Below are 15398 nucleotides of genomic sequence, written 5' to 3' on the forward strand. Positions count from 1 at the left end.
GGGCCTCACCGTATGCGCCGTACGGGTGGCGGCGCAGGCGGCGAGGCCGAAGTCGTACGCCTCGGTCGCCGGCCCCGTACGGCTCAGTCCCGCGCCGTCAGCGTCAGCAGCGTCGCCTCTGGCGGGCAGGCGAAGCGGACCGGGGTGTAGCGGTTGGTGCCGCAGCCGGCGGAGACGTGGAGGTACGAGGTGTGGCCGCCGGCCGTGTGGGTGGAGAGGCCCTTCACGCGGTCGGTGTCCAGGTCGCAGTTGGTGACCAGGGCGCCGTAGAAGGGGATGCACAGCTGCCCGCCGTGGGTGTGCCCGGCGAGGACCAGGTCGTAGCCGTCCGCCGTGAACGCGTCGAGGGCCCGCAGGTACGGCGCGTGGACCACGCCGAGCGTGAAGTCCGCGTCGCGGTCGGGGCCGCCCGCGACGCGCTCGTACCGGTCGCGCTTGATGTGCGGGTCGTCGATGCCGGTGAACGCGAGGTCCAGGTCGGGCAGCTTGAGCCGGCCGCGGGCGTTGGTGAGGTTGACCCAGCCGGCCGCGTCGAAGGCGTCCCGCAGGCCTTCCCAGGGGTTGTGCACGGCGCCGACCGCCGGCGGGTTGCCGTTCAGGCCGTGCTTGCCCTGCACCTTCTCCTTCAGATAGAGCGCGGGATTGCGCAGCCGCGGCCCGTAGTAGTCGTTGGAGCCGAAGACGTACACGCCCGGGAACTCCATCAGCGGCCCCAGCGCGTCGAGCACCTCCGGCACCGCCTCCGTGTCGGAGAGGTTGTCGCCGGTGTTGACGACGAAGTCGGGGCGCAGCCCCGCGAGCGACTGCAGCCAGGCGCGCTTCTTGCCCTGGCCGGACACCATGTGGATGTCGGAGACCTGGAGGACCCGCAGGTCACGCATGCCGCGGGGGAGCACCGGGATGGTCACCCGGCGCAGTCGGAAGGAGCGGGCTTCGAAGCCCGCCGCGTAGACGAGTCCGGCCGCGGCCGTCGCCGCGAGGCCGGCCGTGATCTTCAGGGGGATCCCGTACCGTGCGCGCATCCCCTTATCGTCGCAGACCCGGTGAGCCGAAATGCGCGGGCGGTACGGGCCCGTCACCTGACACACTTGACCCCATGACCACGCTCAAGGCCAAGCTCCAGGACGACCTCACCGCCGCGATCAAGGGGCGCGACGAACTGCGCTCCTCGACCCTGCGGATGACCATCGCCGCGATCAACAAGGAAGAGGTCGCGGGCAAGACCAAGCGCGAGCTCTCCGAAGACGAGGTGCAGAAGGTGATCGCCAAGGAGGCGAAGAAGCGCCGCGAGGCCGCGGACGCCTTCACCCAGGGCGGTCGCGCCGAGTCCGCCGCGCGCGAGCTGGCCGAGGGCGAGATCCTCGACGCGTACCTGCCCAAGCAGCTGAGCGACGAGGAGCTGGAGGCCGTCGTGGCCGCCGCCGTCGAGGAGGCGAAGGCCGCCGGCGCCGAGGGGCCGCGCGCGATGGGCGCCGTGATGAAGATCGTGAACCCGAAGGTCGCGGGCCAGGCGGAGGGCGGCCGCGTCGCCGCCGCCGTGAAGAAGCTGCTCGCCGGCTGACGTCCTCGGCCACAGACAGACGAAGGGCGCCCCTCCCGGTCCGGGAGGGGCGCCCTTCGTCATGCGGTGTCCGGGCCCACGCTCCGCGGGCCCGGGTGTCCGGGCCCTCGGTGTCCGGGCCCGCACTCCGCGGGCCGGTGGCGTCCGGGCCCGCGATGTGCGGCTCTACGGCTTGTGGTGGCCGCGGCCGGTCGTCCCGCCGATCAGGTCCGGCGGGATGACGATGCCGCCCGGGAGCGTCGCGCCGGGCTGCGGGCCGCCCGGCTTGTTGTCGTCGGGGCGCTTGCTCGGGTCCTTCGTCTTGTCCTCGGGGTTCGCGCCGCGCGGCAGGGCGACCGGGACGAAGGACGGGGTCTGGCCGGCGTCGAGCGCGCCGGTCATCGCGATCTTCCAGATCGGGCCGGGGAGGCAGCCACCGCAGACCTTGTCGTAGTACTGGCCGCCGATGGTGATGTCGTACATCGGCCGCTTCTCGCCGACGTCGTCACCGACCCACACCGCCGTGGACAGGTTCGGCGTGTAGCCGACGAACCAGGCGTCCTTGCGGTCGTTGGTGGTACCCGTCTTGCCCGCGTTGTCGCGGTCGCTCAGACCGGCCCGGGTACCCGTGCCGTCCTCGACGACGCCCTTCAGCATCTGGTTGACGGTGTCGGCGGTCTTCTCGCTCATCGCCCGCGAGCACTGGCTCTGAGGGACCTTCAGCTTCTCGCCGTTGGCCGTCGTGATCGACTCGATGATGACGGGGGAGCAGTACGTGCCGCGGTTGGCGAACGTCGCGTAGACGGAGGCCATGTCGAGCGGGGTCGCCTCCTGGCCGCCGAGGGTGATGGAGGGGAGCTCCTTCAGCGTCTTGCCGAGCTCGCTCTCGTACCCCATCTTCTTCGCCATCTGCACCGTCTCGCACAGCCCGGTCATCTGCTCCAGGTTGGCGAAGTACGTGTTGATGGACTTGCCGAGCGCGCTGGTCATGTCCCAGCTGCCGGTCTCGGCCTCCGTCTCGTTCTGCAGGTCCCAGTTGCCGGAGCCGGACGGGGCGCCCGAGCAGGTGGTGTACGAGTTCATCGGCACCGAGATCTTCCACGGCGTCGAGAACGACTGGGCCGGGCTCAGCCCCTTCTCCAGGGCCGCCGCGGCGGTGATCGGCTTGAACGTCGAACCGACCTGGAAGCCGTACGTCGTGCCGCCCATCTTCTTGCCGACGGCGAGGTTGAGCGTCGTCTGGTGCAGCTTCTGGTCGAGGCCGTACGGGCGGGACTGGCCCATCGAAAGGATCTTGCCGGTGCCGGGCTGGACCTGGACGACCGTGGCGGCGACCGGGTCGTCCTTGTCGACCTTGGCGACCGCGGCCTCGTTGGCGGCGGCCTGGGCGCGCGGGTCGAGGGTGGTCCGGATGGTCAGACCGCCCAGGTTCCACAGCTTCTGGCGCTCCTCGGCGGTCTTGCCGAAGACCGGGTCGTTGAGGATCGTCTTGCGGACGTAGTCGCAGAAGAAGCCGGCGCCGTCGACGGCGGTGATGCAGCCGTTCTTCGGTGACTTCACCTTGAGCTTGATCGGGGTGGCCTTCGCCTTGTCGGCCTCCGCCTGGCTGATGTCCTTCACGTCGGCCATGCGCTGCAGGACGATGTTGCGGCGCTTGGTGGCCTCCTGGAGGTCGTTCACCGGGTCGAAGCGGCTCGGCGACTGCACCAGGCCGGCCATCATGGCGGCCTCGGGGAGGGTCAGGTCGGCGGCGTGCTTGGAGAAGTAGCGCTGAGAGGCGGCCTCGATGCCGTACGCCTGCTGCCCGAAGAACGTGATGTTGAGGTAGTTCTCCAGGATCTTCTTCTTGCCCAGTTCCTCCTCGACCTGGATCGCGAACTTCAGCTCGCGCACCTTGCGGCCCATGGTCTGCTGGGTGGCGAGCGCGACCTTCTCCGGGTCGTCGCCGGCCTCCTCGACGAAGACGTTCTTCACGTACTGCTGGGTGAGCGTGGACGCGCCCTGCGCGACCCCGCCCGACTGCGCGTTGCGGTTGATGGCGCGCAGCACGCCCTTGAGGTCGATGGCGCCGTGCTCGTAGAAGCGCGAGTCCTCGATCGCGACGATCGCCTTCTGCATGTACGGCGAGATCTTCTCGATCGGCACGACCTTGCGGTCGCGCGAGTACACGGTCGCGATGTGGCCGCCCTCGGAGTCGAGGATCGTCGTGCGCTGACTCAGCGGCGGCGTCTTCAGGTTGGACGGGATCTCGTCGAACCCCTCGACCGTGCCCTTGGCGGCCAGTCCGAGCGCCCCGGCCGCGGGCAGGGCGATGCCCGCCAGCACGGCTCCGGAGAGCACACTGACACCGAGGAACTTGGCGGCTTGCTGGGTCCGGGTGAGACCACCGCCCGAGCGCTTCTTTGCCATGGGGGCAGCCTACGTTCTCATTCGCCGGACACACGTATATGCCTTGGCCTAAGCTGCTCCCAACTGTCACAGCAGTGGGGTCCCGCATCAAGACCCGTGCGTGACATCGGCGTGAAAACCGGCCGTGACCGGCCTGATCGGCGTGAGATTCCGCGTACCCGAAGCGCGGGACGTTCATGTCCGAATCCGGGTCATGTCCGGAAAGGGAGTTATGTCCCTCGATCACTCCCCTGGGTGATCTCACGCGCACGCATAGTCCGTTCGGGCCATTCAAGATTGGGCCCGAAGGGGGTGTTGCGCTGTCGCCACCTTCCGTAACGTCCCAACTGGCAGCGGTGAATATGCCGCTACCGCCGTGGGGGAGCCTCGATTCGGGAGAGGACGGCGCCGGTATGGGCTGGGTAGCTGACTGGAGTGCGCAGGCGGCCTGCCGCACTACCGATCCGGATGAACTTTTCGTGCAGGGTGCGGCGCAGAACAGGGCGAAGGCGGTGTGCACCGGATGTCCGGTGCGGACCGAGTGCCTCGCCGACGCCCTCGACAACCGCGTGGAATTCGGCGTGTGGGGTGGCATGACGGAGCGCGAGCGGCGCGCCCTGCTGCGCCGCCGACCCACCGTCACCTCGTGGCGCCGGCTGCTGGAGACCGCGCGCACGGAGTACGAGCGGGGAGCGGGCCTGCTGCCCGTGGCGATGGACGACGACGCGACGTACGAGACGTACGCGGCGGTGGGTTAGCCCCGCCGGTCGACCCCGCCGGGCGCACCGAGCGGCGCCCGCGGCGGGATCGTGCCTCGGCTACGGTATGCGGCCGACCGTCAGACGGTCACCGATGGCCCGCAGTCCGTCGAGGTCATGTACGTCACCGGGAAGGGCGGCCACTTCTGCGACCGCCACCTCCGGGTGAAGCGCGGTGAAGCGATCGCGCGTGCGCTGTTCACGCGCGAGCACCTGCATCCGCTCGGCATGCAGTCGGAGCAGACCGGCGGTGAGTTCCCTGACGTCCGGATCGCTGACGTCGGAGTCGTGCGTGTCGGCTGTGGGGGCAGCCTCGGATGCGGACAACTGGGACGGTACGGCGGCGGTGGCGAGGTCTGACGGCTCGGGAGCAGTGGCCAAGGGGCCACGCCCAGCAGTCTTCCCGGCGCCCTGATCCACAATGCGGCCCTCGTCAAGATTTTCTGCGGCGGCCCGCGCCCGCTCGGCCGACAGCCGGGCGGCGCCGCTGCCATGGACCCGGTTCAGGACGAGACCGGCCAGCGGCATCTCCTCCGCGGCCAGCCGCTCCACGAAGTACGCCGCCTCGCGCAGTGCGTCGCGCTCCGGCGTGGCGACCACGAGGAAAGCCGTGCCCGGCGCCTGGAGCAGCTTGTACGTGGCGTCCGCGCGGGTCCGGAAGCCGCCGAACATCGTGTCCATCGCGGCCACGAACGTCTGCACGTCCTTCAGGAACTGACCCCCGAGCAGCTTCCCCAGCGTGCCCGTCATCATCGACATGCCGACGTTCAGGAACTTCATCCCGGCCCGGCCGCCGACCTTCGCCGGGGCCATGAGCAGCTTGATGAACTTCCCGTCCAGGAAGGACCCGAGCCGCTTCGGCGCGTCCAGGAAGTCGAGCGCCGAGCGGGACGGCGGAGTGTCGACCACGATCAGGTCCCACTCGTCCCGGGCCCGCAGCTGGCCCAGCTTCTCCATCGCCATGTACTCCTGCGTACCGGCGAAGCCGGCCGACAGCGACTGGTAGAACGGGTTCTCCAGGATCGCCCGGGCCCGGTCGGCGTCCGCGTGCGCCTCGACGATCTCGTCGAAGGTCCGCTTCATGTCGAGCATCATCGCGTGCAGTTCGCCGCCGTCGCTGCCCTTGATGCCGTCCACCTTGCGCGGCACGTTGTCGAGCGAGTCGATGCCCATCGACTGGGCGAGCCGGCGCGCCGGGTCGATGGTGAGCACCACCACCCGCCGGCCGCGCTCCGCCGCCCGGACGCCGAGCGCCGCCGCGGTCGTCGTCTTGCCGACGCCGCCCGCGCCGCAGCACACGATGATGCGGGTGGCCGGGTCGTCGAGCAGCGGGTCGAGCTCCAGGACGGGCGCGGTGTCGAGACCGCCCGCCCCCGGGACGGCCTTCCCGTTCCCCGCCGCCGTCTTGTCCTCCGCTCCGTCCGCGGTCCCGCTCGTCGTCTCGTTCTCCGTCCCGTCCGCGGTCCCGCTCTTGGTCCCAGCCTTCGCCCCGGTCTTCGTCCCGGTATTCGCTCCGGTCTTCGCCCCGGTCTTCGTCCCGGTCACCTTGGCCGCCGTCACGCGCCCACCCCTTGTCCCCGCAGCTCCTTCGCCAGCCGGTACAGGCCGGCGATGTCCGCCCCGTCCCCCAGGAAGGGGAGTTCGTACGTCGGCACGCCGATGGCGTTCAGCGCCTCGCGCTGGGTCCGCTCCAGCTCCACCCGCTGAGCGTGCTCCGCCGCCTGCTCCAGGAGCGGTTCGACCAGCCGCGTACCGCCCTTGATGCCGACGGACGCCAACGCCCCGGCGACGGCCTCCCGGTGGGCGCCGGAGGCGGCCCGTACCGCCGCCTCGTCGAGGACGTGCGGCCGGACCATGTTCACGATGGCGCGGCCGACGGGCAGCCCCGCCTCGCGCAGCTCCGCGATGCCGTCGGCAGTCTCCTGGACCGGCATCTCCTCCAGCAGCGTCACCAGGTGCACCGCCGTGTCCGGCGACTTGAGGAAGCGCATGATCGCCTGGGCCTGGTTGTGTATCGGGCCGATCCGGGCGAGTCCGGCCACCTCGTCGTTGACGTTCAGGAAGCGGGTGATGCGGCCGGTCGGCGGCGCGTCCATCACCACGTAGTCGTAGGTGAAGCCGCCCTGCTTCTCGCGGCGGCGCACCGCCTCGCACGCCTTGCCGGTCAGCAGCACGTCACGGACGCCCGGCGCTATCGTCGTCGCGAAGTCGATCGCGCCGAGCTTCTTCAGGGCCCGGCCCGCGCTGCCCAGTTTGTAGAACATCTGGAGGTAGTCGAGGAGGGCGCGCTCGGCGTCGATGGCCAGCGCGAACACCTCGCCGCCGCCGGGCGCGACGGCGATCTTGCGTTCCTCGTACGGCAACGCCTCCGCCTCGAAGAGCTGCGCGATGCCCTGCCTGCCCTCCACCTCGACCAGGAGGGTCCGCTTTCCCTCGGTCGCGAGGGCGAGCGCGAGTGCGGCGGCGACCGTCGTCTTACCGGTACCGCCCTTGCCGCTGACGACCTGGAGCCTGCTCACGTCTTCGAGCCTAACCACTGGCGGCCCGCAGCAATCAGAGGGCCGCCCCGGAGAAGCCCCCGAGAAGCCCCCGAGAAGCCCCGGAGACACCCCCGAGACGCTCCCCGAATGAGCCCCTACGGGAACGGGGCGCCTCCCCGCAGCGGCTACAGTCGGCTCATGACCAAGTGGGAGTACGCGACTGTGCCGCTGCTGGTGCACGCGACGAAGCAGATTCTTGACACCTGGGGCGAGGACGGCTGGGAGCTCGTCCAGGTCGTGCCCGGGCCGAACAACCCCGAGCAGCTCGTGGCCTACCTGAAGCGGGAGAAGTCCTGATGAGCGGGGCCGTCGAGGCGAAGCTCGCCGAACTGGGCCTGACCCTGCCGGACGTCGTGCCGCCGCTCGCCGCGTACCAGCCGGCCGTGCAGTCGGGCGTGTACGTCTACACCTCGGGCCAGCTTCCGATGGTCGCGGGCAAGCTCGCGCTGACCGGCAAGGTCGGCGCCGAGGTGACGGCCGAGGAGGCCAAGGAGCTCGCCGCCACCTGCGCGCTGAACGCGCTCGCGGCCGTGAAGTCGGTCGCCGGTGACCTGGACCGGATCAAGCGGGTCGTGAAGGTGGTGGGCTTCGTCGCCTCCGCCCCCGACTTCACCGGCCAGCCCGGCGTCGTCAACGGCGCCAGCGAGCTGCTCGGCGCCGTCCTCGGCGACAAGGGTGTGCACGCCCGCAGCGCGGTCGGCGTGGCGGTCCTCCCGCTCGACGCCCCGGTCGAGGTCGAGGTCCAGGTGGAGCTGGAGGCCTGAGGCCCGAGCCCGGCCCTTCCACACGTGTGGAGCCGGTTCCTCCCGTCCAGGAGGAATCGGCTCTCGTGCATTTCGATGCTTGCGCATAGCATCCGGCCATGTCGAATGGTCAGTCGAATGGTCAGTGGTACCCACCGGAATGGCCCGACCGCATCCGCGCCCTCGCCGCCGGTGAGCTCGTGCCCGCGGCCCCCAAGCGGGCGGCCACCGTGCTGCTCCTGAAGGACGGTGCGGACGGCCCCCTCGTGCACATGCTGCGCCGCCGCGCCTCCATGGCCTTCGCGGGCGGCGCGTACGCCTACCCGGGCGGCGGCGTCGATCCGCGCGACGAGCACCCGGTGCGCTGGGCGGGCCCGTCCCGCGAGGAGTGGGCGGCCCGGCTCGGCCTCGCCGACCCCGCGCAGGCGCAGGCCGTCGTCTGCGCGGCCGTCCGTGAGACGTACGAGGAGGCGGGCGTCCTGCTCGCCGGCCAGACGCCGGACTCGGTCGTCGGCGACACGACCGGCGACGACTGGGAGAAGGACCGGGCGGCGCTCGTCGCCCGCGAGCTCTCCTTCGCCGACTTCCTGGACCGGCGCGGCCTGGTGCTGCGCTCCGACCTGCTGGGCGCGTGGGCCCGCTGGATCACGCCCGAGTTCGAGCCGCGGCGCTACGACACCTGGTTCTTCGTGGCGGCGCTCCCGGCCGGCCAGCGCACCCGCAACGCCTCCACCGAGGCCGACCGCACCGTCTGGATCCGCCCGCAGGACGCGGCGGCCGGCTACGACCGCGGCGAGCTCACGATGATGCCGCCGACCATCTCCACCCTGCGCGGTCTGCAGCGGTACGGCACGGCCGCCGAGGCCCTCGCCGCGGCCCGGGGCCAGGACATGACCCCCGTGCTCGCGCAGGCGCGCCTCGACGGCGACGAGGTGATCCTGAGCTGGCCGGGGCACGATGAGTTCACGAAGCACATCCCCTCGGCCGGACGCGAAGGAGGGACGATATGAGCGACGCCCACGCGCTTCCCGGGCAGCCGCGCGGGGCCGTGGTCTCCGGGCCGGCGACCGCCCGCGCGGTCAACGTCCTCGCGCCCAACCCCTCCGCGATGACCCTGGACGGCACCAACACCTGGATTGTCGCCGAGCCCGACGCCGACCTCGCCGTCGTCATCGATCCCGGACCGCTCGACGAGGACCATCTGCGGCGGGTGGTGCAGACCGCCGAGAAGCTCGGCAAGCGGATCGGGCTCACCCTGCTCACCCACGGCCATCCGGACCACGCCGAGGGCGCGGCGCGGTTCGCGGAGCTGACCCGGACCACGGTGCGGGCGCTCGACCCGGCGCTGCGGCTCGGCGACGAGGGCCTCGCCGCCGGTGACGTGATCACCACCGGCGGGCTCGAGCTCAGGGTCGTACCGACGCCGGGCCACACCTCCGACTCGCTCTGCTTCCACTTGCCGGCCGACCGCGCGGTGCTGACCGGGGACACCATCCTGGGGCGGGGCACGACGATGGTGGCCCATCCGGACGGGCGGCTCGGGGACTACCTGGACTCGCTGCGGCGGCTGCGCTCGCTCACCGTCGACGACGGCGTCCACACGGTCCTGCCGGGCCACGGGCCGGTCCTGGAGGACGCGCAGGGGGCCGTGGAGTTCTATCTGGCGCACCGGGCGAGCCGCCTCGCCCAGGTGGAGACGGCGGTGGAGGCCGGATACCGGACGGCTCCGGAGGTGGTGGCCCACGTCTACGCGGACGTGGACCGCTCGCTGTGGCCGGCCGCGGAGCTCTCGGTGCGGGCGCAGCTGGACTACCTGCGCGAGCACGACCTGATCTGATCGGCCCCTGATCCGTTCGGCCCTTGATCCGTCCGACCTCTGATCCGATCGGCCCCTGATCCGTTCGGGCCCCTGATCCGTCCGACCTCTGATCCGATCGGCCTACGATCCGATCGGCCTCTGAACCGATCGTCCCCATGAACTGACCGGACCCTGGAACCCCTGGGCTGCGGCGGGTGTCTTACGCTCCGCTTACATTTGGCCGTAGCTCTCGGGGGGAAGCCCGTGTTCGTCATAGCCATCCTGCTGGTCATCACAGCGGCGGTGCTCTACTTCGTCGGCCGCGCGAACGACACCCGCGGCCTCAAGCTGGGTGCGCTCGGCGCCCTGCTCGCCGGCCTGTTCTCGCTGGTCACGAGCATGACGTACGTCGTCAGCGCGTACGAGGTCGGCGTCCCGGTCGCCTTCGGCAAGGTCGGCTCGCCGCTCTCCTCCGGCCTGCACGTGGTGTCGCCGTTCACCAGCGTGACGACCTTCTCGACGCGCCCGGTGGACCTCAACCTCTCCGACAAGGAGGTGGTCGAGGTCCGCTCCTCGCAGGGTGGCGTGATGTACGCCGAGGTCACCGTGAAGTGGGCGGTGCATCCGTCGCAGGCCGTCGAGCTGTACCGGCTGGCCGGCAGCGAGGACGCCATCCAGCAGCGGCTGGTCTACCCGGACAGCCGTGAGATCGTCCGCAACGTCTTCGCCCGCCACACCAGCGAGGAGGGGTACGCCTCCGACCGTGAGGGGATCAACGCCGAGATCGCGGCCCTCATCAAGCAGCGGCTCGCCCCGCGCGGCATCCAGGTCACCACGGTCAACCTGCGCAACGTGAAGCCGTCCGACGCCCTGCAGGACCAGATCGACCGCAAGATCCAGCAGCAGCAGGCCACCGAGCGCGCCCTGGAGGCATCCCGCACCGCGAAGGCCGAGGCCGACCGGCGTCGTATCGAGGCCGAGGGCATCGCCCGCGCCAACAAGATCCTCAACGACTCGCTGACCGACAAGGTCCTGATGAACCAGTGCATCGACGCCTACCGGGAGGCCTCGGCCAAGAACCCGGTCTACGCGGTGCCCTGCGGCGGTGGCGGCTCGAACCCGCTGATCGTGGACGGATCGAAGCGCTAGAAACAGAGAGCGTCGCTCTCCATACGCAGACGAAAGGGGGCCGCCCGGATCGACCGGGCGGCCCCCTTCTCGTACGTACGACTCGGCTGAGAGCGCTGAGTGCGCTGACTCCGCTTACCGCGAGCGCTTCGCGAGGCGCTCCACGTCGAGCAGGATCACGGCGCGGGCCTCCAGGCGCAGCCAGCCGCGCTGGGCGAAGTCGGCGAGCGCCTTGTTGACCGTCTCGCGGGAGGCGCCGACCAGCTGGGCCAGCTCCTCCTGGGTGAGGTCGTGGACGACGTGGATGCCCTCCTCCGACTGCACGCCGAAGCGGCGCGACAGGTCGAGGAGCGCGCGGGCGACACGGCCCGGGACGTCGGAGAAGACCAGGTCGGACATCTGGTCGTTGGTCTTGCGCAGGCGGCGGGCGACGGCGCGCAGCAGGGCGCTGGCCACCTCCGGGCGCGCGTTCAGCCAGGGCTGGAGGTCGCCGTGGCCGAGGCCGAGCAGCTTGACCTCGGTGAGCGCGGTCGCGGTCGCGGTGCGCGGGCCCGGGTCGAAGAGGGACAGCTCGCCGATCAGCTCGCCGGGGCCGAGGACCGCCAGCATGTTCTCGCGGCCGTCGGGCGAGGTGCGGTGCAGCTTGACCTTGCCCTCGGTCACCACGTAGAGCCGGTCGCCCGGGTCGCCCTCGTGGAACAGTGCGTCGCCACGGGCGAGCGTCGCCTCACTCATCGAGGCGCGCAGCTCGGCGGCCTGCTCGTCGTCGAGCGCCGCGAACAGCGGCGCGCGTCGCAGAACGTCGTCCACGAGTTCTCTCCTATGTCGACCTCAGGTGCGATCAATCACAACAAGTTTGACTCACCGGAGGGCCTTTCCGTACGTCAGGGGCCCGATTGGGTCGTGATCGGGTGCGCCCGGGGCGGATGTCGGCGGCGGCCCCTAGGCTGGCCGGGTGTCCAACTCGCCGGTGAGAGCACAGGCCAAGGGGGCTGGAAGAGTGCGGGACGAAGCTAATTCCGCTGTGGGCGAACGCGGTGTGTCGAAACAGGCAAATGCGACAAAACGCTCATCGCGGGGCGCGGCTGGCACGTCGAAGAAGACGACTGCAGCCGTGAAGAAGGAGACGCCGCACAAGGCGGCGGAGAAGGCGGCGGAGAAGGCGGCGGAGAAGGCGGCGCAGGAGCCGGCGCAGGAGTCGGCGGGCAAGGTGGCCGCCGCCGGGCAGGCGGCTGCCGCGAAGCCCGGCGCGAAGGCCGCCAAGAAGACCGCGAAGAAGGCCGCCGCCAGGCCCGAGTCGCACCTCGGCATGGTCCGGCGGGCCCGGAAGATCAACCGGGAGCTCGCCGACGTCTATCCGTACGCCCATCCCGAGCTCGACTTCCGCAACCCCTTCGAGCTCCTGGTCGCCACGGTCCTGTCCGCCCAGACCACCGACCTGCGGGTCAACCAGACCACTCCGGCGCTCTTCGCGGCGTACCCGACCCCGGAGGACCTGGCCGCCGCCGTCCCCGAGGAGGTCGAGGAGCTGATCCGGCCGACCGGCTTCTTCCGGGCCAAGACAAAGTCGATCATGGGCCTGGCCGCCGCGCTCCGGGACGACTTCGGGGGCGAGGTCCCCGGCCGCCTGGCGGACCTGGTCAAGCTGCCCGGTGTGGGCCGCAAGACCGCCTTCGTCGTGCTCGGCAACGCCTTCGGGTTTCACCGTTCGGGACTACGGTCCGAACATGCCCCTGACCTGTGCATTCCCTAGGGTTCGCACAGATCAGTACGACAGACAGGCAATCGGCTTCCTAGTCCCCAGGTGCACAGCCCCAACGGGCTCACGGCACCTACGAGACAGGGAGGCCCCCCGTGGTCCCGCCTACCTTCGCCCCCGCACGCCCGGCAGGCTTCGACGCCTTCGAGCTTCCGCAGATCGAAACGATCGCTGCCAGCTACGTACGGCAGTCCTCCGCGAAGTCGGACAAGACCGAAGCGTCCCCCATGGTTCAGCGGGACACGAACGAAGCCGAAGCCGGCAAGCGCGAAGCACGGTTCTTCCGCCACTTCGAAGACATCGGCGTCTCAGGCTGGGACCCAGACGCCTACCGTGAGGGCTTTGAGGCCATGCTCACGGCGGCCCGCAACCGGCTCTTCAACATGCTCGTGGTCTACGACGTGAGCCGCTTCTCCCGCCGGGAGGTAGCCGACGCCATACCGATCGTCACGGAGCTTCACCGCCTGGGAATCACGATCGTCAGCGTCATGGACGGCGTGTTTGCCCCGCGCGACACCATGGCGTTGATCTACCTGATCATGCGGCTTGACGCCGTACACCAGGAGTCCCAGAAGAAGAGCAAGAAGGTTCGCGACGTGAAGGCGGCCCAGCGTGCTCAAGGGAGCTGGCTGGGCGGTCAGACGACGTACGGGTTCCAGTCGGAGAAGTTCTTCAGCCCGGACAGCAAGTACCCGCTCTACCGGCTCGTGCACGTCCCCAAGGAAGCGGCGAACCTCCGCCGCATCTGGGCGACGATCAAGGAACACATGCACATCCCGATTCAGCCCAGGAAGGCGCACCCCGGCTCCCTCTCCGGCATTTGCACCGACATGAACGAGCGGGGTGTTCCGACCCGAGGCCGAAACAAGGGCAAGGAGCGGAAGAACTCCCAGTGGGGCGTTCGGACCCTCAAGGGCATCCTCATGAACCCGGTGATCGCTGGTATGAGCGCTGAGCCCGTCTACCGGGTCAAGGAAGACGGCACCCGAACGAGCACGCTGATCGGGTACCGCATCAATCGGGACGACGATGGGCGCCCCGTCATGATCTGTGAGCCGATCATCCCGCCCGCGGAGTGGTACCAGCTTCAGGACTGGTTGAACGGGCGCGGACAGGGTGAGGGGCTGGCACGGGGTGAGTCGCTTCTCTCCGGCCTCCGGGACGCGGAGAAGAAGCCCGTCTCCGTGTGTGAGTGCAACCGCCCGCTCAAGGGCCTCAACAGCGGGCCGAAGCCGCGTTACAAGTGCACCCGGGATTCCCAGGCGAAGCCGGCGAAGGGCGAGCACACGAGCGGCAACAGCGCGATGCAATCGCACGTCGATGACCACGTTGCCCGCAAGGTCTTCGCCTTGATCCAAGACGCAACGCGGAGCGACCCGGCTCCGGAGACCGTCCTTGCGGTTCGCGCGGCAACGCTGGTCTTCTCACAGGGTCAGGAAGACCCGAAGACAGCCGCTGAACGGGCGGAGCTGAAGGCGGAGCGGGCGGACGCTCAGCGGGCCGTGGAAGAGCTGTACGACGACCTTGAGGCGGGTCTCTACGACGGGCCCGTTGGGCGGGAGCGCTTCAAGAAGCGCAAGGAGAACATAGAAGCGCGCATCGAGCGGGCCACGAAGGCGTTGGAGGGCCTGAGCGCTCCGGAGTCCGTAGAGCTGCCCCTTGCGGCATGGCTTCACAACGATGGCGATTCGACGGACCCCCTGGGCGAAGGCTCGTGGTGGGCCTCCGCCGATCAGGACGAGCGCCGGAAGCTCATTGCTCTCTTCGTCCAGCGGGTCAAGATCAAGCGAACGGGGAACGCGCACGGCGGACGAGTCCGCGGCGGCTACAAGATTGATGATCGGGTCGTTGTCGAGTTCGTGAAGCTCGTGGACGCGGAGGCAGAGACGGACGCCTTCGAGCTGAGCGCGTGACAGGGAGGGCCGGGCCGGGTGGGTCCGGCCCTCTTTGCGTGTGCCCGGGACCTTCGGCGGAGGGGCGGGGCGCAGATTGCCCAGAACCAAGCCACTACACAGAGTCAGGCAATCGGACACCCAGTAGTTACCAGTGACGAAGTGACGAAATGACGATTAGGTCCAATCCACTCTACGGAGATCCAAAAACCTATCTGTAGGGGTAACCCGGACCGGCCCGCCACTTCGTCACTTCGTCACCGGGCCCGCCACGAGCCTCCGCCCGACCGGCCTCCGCCCGGCCCCCTCCGGGCAATCCACGCCCTAGATACAGGGTGAGGGCAGGGGATACCGCGCACCCTTCCGGCTACGCGCCATCTGGCGGACTGAGTACCCGCCCTCACGCCCGTGCGGCTCCCCGGTGTGGATCTCCACCCGGGTTCTGAGCCCCGGGCCTCGTGGGTGTAGCTCAGCGGAAGAGCGCCGGTCTCCAAAACCGGGACGGCGGAGGTTCGACTCCTCCCACCCGTGCGAGCGCGTGAAACTCCCCTCACCGGGACGGCAGCGCGCCAACAGGGCTCGTCCTTCGATCCCTTGGCGTGGCGGGTAGCTCCCGCGGAATCGCCTAAAGCGGCTGTCGTCTAACGGGCACAGGACTCCCCCGGAGAGGGGGCAACGCTGGTTCGAATCCAGCCGGCCGCAAGCTAGCCCGCCTGACCCAATCGGTAGAGGTGCGTGGTACCGGCCCGGCTCGTCCGGGACATCGGCCACAGAGATCCCGGTTCGAACCCGGGGGTGGGCTCTAGTCCATGCCGTTCGTGGGGGCCCTGGGCCGCCCATCAGTAACCCGCC

Annotated in this window: 13 protein-coding genes, 2 tRNA genes and 1 pseudogene; 11 read left to right on the forward strand and 5 right to left on the reverse strand. The window is 69.9% G+C overall.

Going from position 1 to position 15398, the window contains the following annotated elements; genetic code table 11:
- Nucleotides 1–83 precede the first annotated feature (83 nt).
- Nucleotides 84–1022 (reverse strand): metallophosphoesterase, encoded by a 939-nt coding sequence (locus ACWEJX_RS04310; protein ID WP_451606012.1) that lies wholly within the window; start codon nucleotides 1020–1022, stop codon nucleotides 84–86.
- 74 nt (nucleotides 1023–1096) lie between these two features.
- Between ACWEJX_RS04310 and ACWEJX_RS04315 the strand changes: the two genes are divergently transcribed.
- Complete coding sequence (locus ACWEJX_RS04315; RefSeq protein ID WP_451606013.1) at nucleotides 1097–1561, forward strand: GatB/YqeY domain-containing protein; 465 nt, start codon at nucleotides 1097–1099, stop codon at nucleotides 1559–1561.
- 165 nt (nucleotides 1562–1726) lie between these two features.
- On the opposite strand, the gene ACWEJX_RS04320 is transcribed toward ACWEJX_RS04315, so the two are convergent.
- Nucleotides 1727–3949: a transglycosylase domain-containing protein gene (locus ACWEJX_RS04320; protein ID WP_451606014.1), complete on the reverse strand. Its 2223-nt coding sequence runs from the start codon at nucleotides 3947–3949 to the stop codon at nucleotides 1727–1729.
- Nucleotides 3950–4341: 392 nt separating this feature from the next.
- Here ACWEJX_RS04320 and ACWEJX_RS04325 point away from each other — a divergent pair, with 392 nt between their 5' ends.
- The gene (locus ACWEJX_RS04325) at nucleotides 4342–4686 is read left to right on the forward strand and encodes a WhiB family transcriptional regulator (protein ID WP_046910200.1); all 345 of its coding nucleotides are present in this window, start codon (nucleotides 4342–4344) and stop codon (nucleotides 4684–4686) included.
- A gap of 60 nt (nucleotides 4687–4746) precedes the next feature.
- Here the strand turns inward: ACWEJX_RS04325 and ACWEJX_RS04330 are convergent, their stop codons facing one another.
- Complete coding sequence (locus tag ACWEJX_RS04330; RefSeq protein ID WP_451606118.1) at nucleotides 4747–6030, reverse strand: ArsA family ATPase; 1284 nt, start codon at nucleotides 6028–6030, stop codon at nucleotides 4747–4749.
- Nucleotides 6031–6242: 212 nt separating this feature from the next.
- Nucleotides 6243–7205: an ArsA family ATPase gene (locus ACWEJX_RS04335; protein ID WP_451606015.1), complete on the reverse strand. Its 963-nt coding sequence runs from the start codon at nucleotides 7203–7205 to the stop codon at nucleotides 6243–6245.
- Between the two features lie 159 nt (nucleotides 7206–7364).
- Between ACWEJX_RS04335 and ACWEJX_RS04340 the strand changes: the two genes are divergently transcribed.
- The 5 genes from ACWEJX_RS04340 (at nucleotide 7365) to ACWEJX_RS04360 (ending at nucleotide 10916) form a co-directional block, all read left to right on the forward strand.
- Complete coding sequence (locus ACWEJX_RS04340; RefSeq protein ID WP_017947820.1) at nucleotides 7365–7523, forward strand: DUF4177 domain-containing protein; 159 nt, start codon at nucleotides 7365–7367, stop codon at nucleotides 7521–7523.
- The gene (locus ACWEJX_RS04345) at nucleotides 7523–7990 is read left to right on the forward strand and encodes a RidA family protein (RefSeq protein ID WP_403793880.1); all 468 of its coding nucleotides are present in this window, start codon (nucleotides 7523–7525) and stop codon (nucleotides 7988–7990) included. The genes ACWEJX_RS04340 and ACWEJX_RS04345 overlap by 1 nt, the downstream gene beginning before the upstream one ends.
- Before the next feature lie 98 nt (nucleotides 7991–8088).
- A complete protein-coding gene (locus ACWEJX_RS04350) occupies nucleotides 8089–8979 on the forward strand; it encodes an NUDIX hydrolase (protein ID WP_451606016.1) in 891 nt (296 codons plus the stop codon).
- Nucleotides 8976–9806 carry an MBL fold metallo-hydrolase gene (locus ACWEJX_RS04355; protein WP_451606017.1) on the forward strand — a complete coding sequence of 277 codons (831 nt, stop codon included), beginning with the start codon at nucleotides 8976–8978 and terminating at the stop codon, nucleotides 9804–9806. The genes ACWEJX_RS04350 and ACWEJX_RS04355 overlap by 4 nt, the downstream gene beginning before the upstream one ends.
- Before the next feature lie 225 nt (nucleotides 9807–10031).
- On the forward strand, nucleotides 10032–10916 hold the full coding sequence (locus tag ACWEJX_RS04360; protein WP_451606018.1) for a prohibitin family protein: 885 nt from the start codon (nucleotides 10032–10034) through the stop codon (nucleotides 10914–10916).
- Between the two features lie 114 nt (nucleotides 10917–11030).
- Here the strand turns inward: ACWEJX_RS04360 and ACWEJX_RS04365 are convergent, their stop codons facing one another.
- A complete protein-coding gene (locus ACWEJX_RS04365) occupies nucleotides 11031–11705 on the reverse strand; it encodes a Crp/Fnr family transcriptional regulator (protein WP_046910193.1) in 675 nt (224 codons plus the stop codon).
- A gap of 145 nt (nucleotides 11706–11850) precedes the next feature.
- Between ACWEJX_RS04365 and ACWEJX_RS04370 the strand changes: the two are divergent.
- The 4 genes and pseudogenes from ACWEJX_RS04370 to ACWEJX_RS04385 all read left to right on the forward strand — a co-directional run.
- Nucleotides 11851–12594 (forward strand): annotated as a pseudogene (locus tag ACWEJX_RS04370) (endonuclease III domain-containing protein); the annotation flags it as partial.
- A 155-nt stretch (nucleotides 12595–12749) separates the two neighbouring features.
- Nucleotides 12750–14567 carry a recombinase family protein gene (locus tag ACWEJX_RS04375; protein WP_451606019.1) on the forward strand — a complete coding sequence of 606 codons (1818 nt, stop codon included), beginning with the start codon at nucleotides 12750–12752 and terminating at the stop codon, nucleotides 14565–14567.
- Between the two features lie 437 nt (nucleotides 14568–15004).
- Nucleotides 15005–15077, forward strand: a tRNA-Trp gene (locus ACWEJX_RS04380).
- A gap of 99 nt (nucleotides 15078–15176) precedes the next feature.
- Nucleotides 15177–15248: transfer RNA gene (locus ACWEJX_RS04385), tRNA-Leu, on the forward strand.
- Nucleotides 15249–15398: the final 150 nt, after the last annotated feature.

This window comes from Streptomyces sp. NPDC004788 (genome assembly GCF_053601115.1).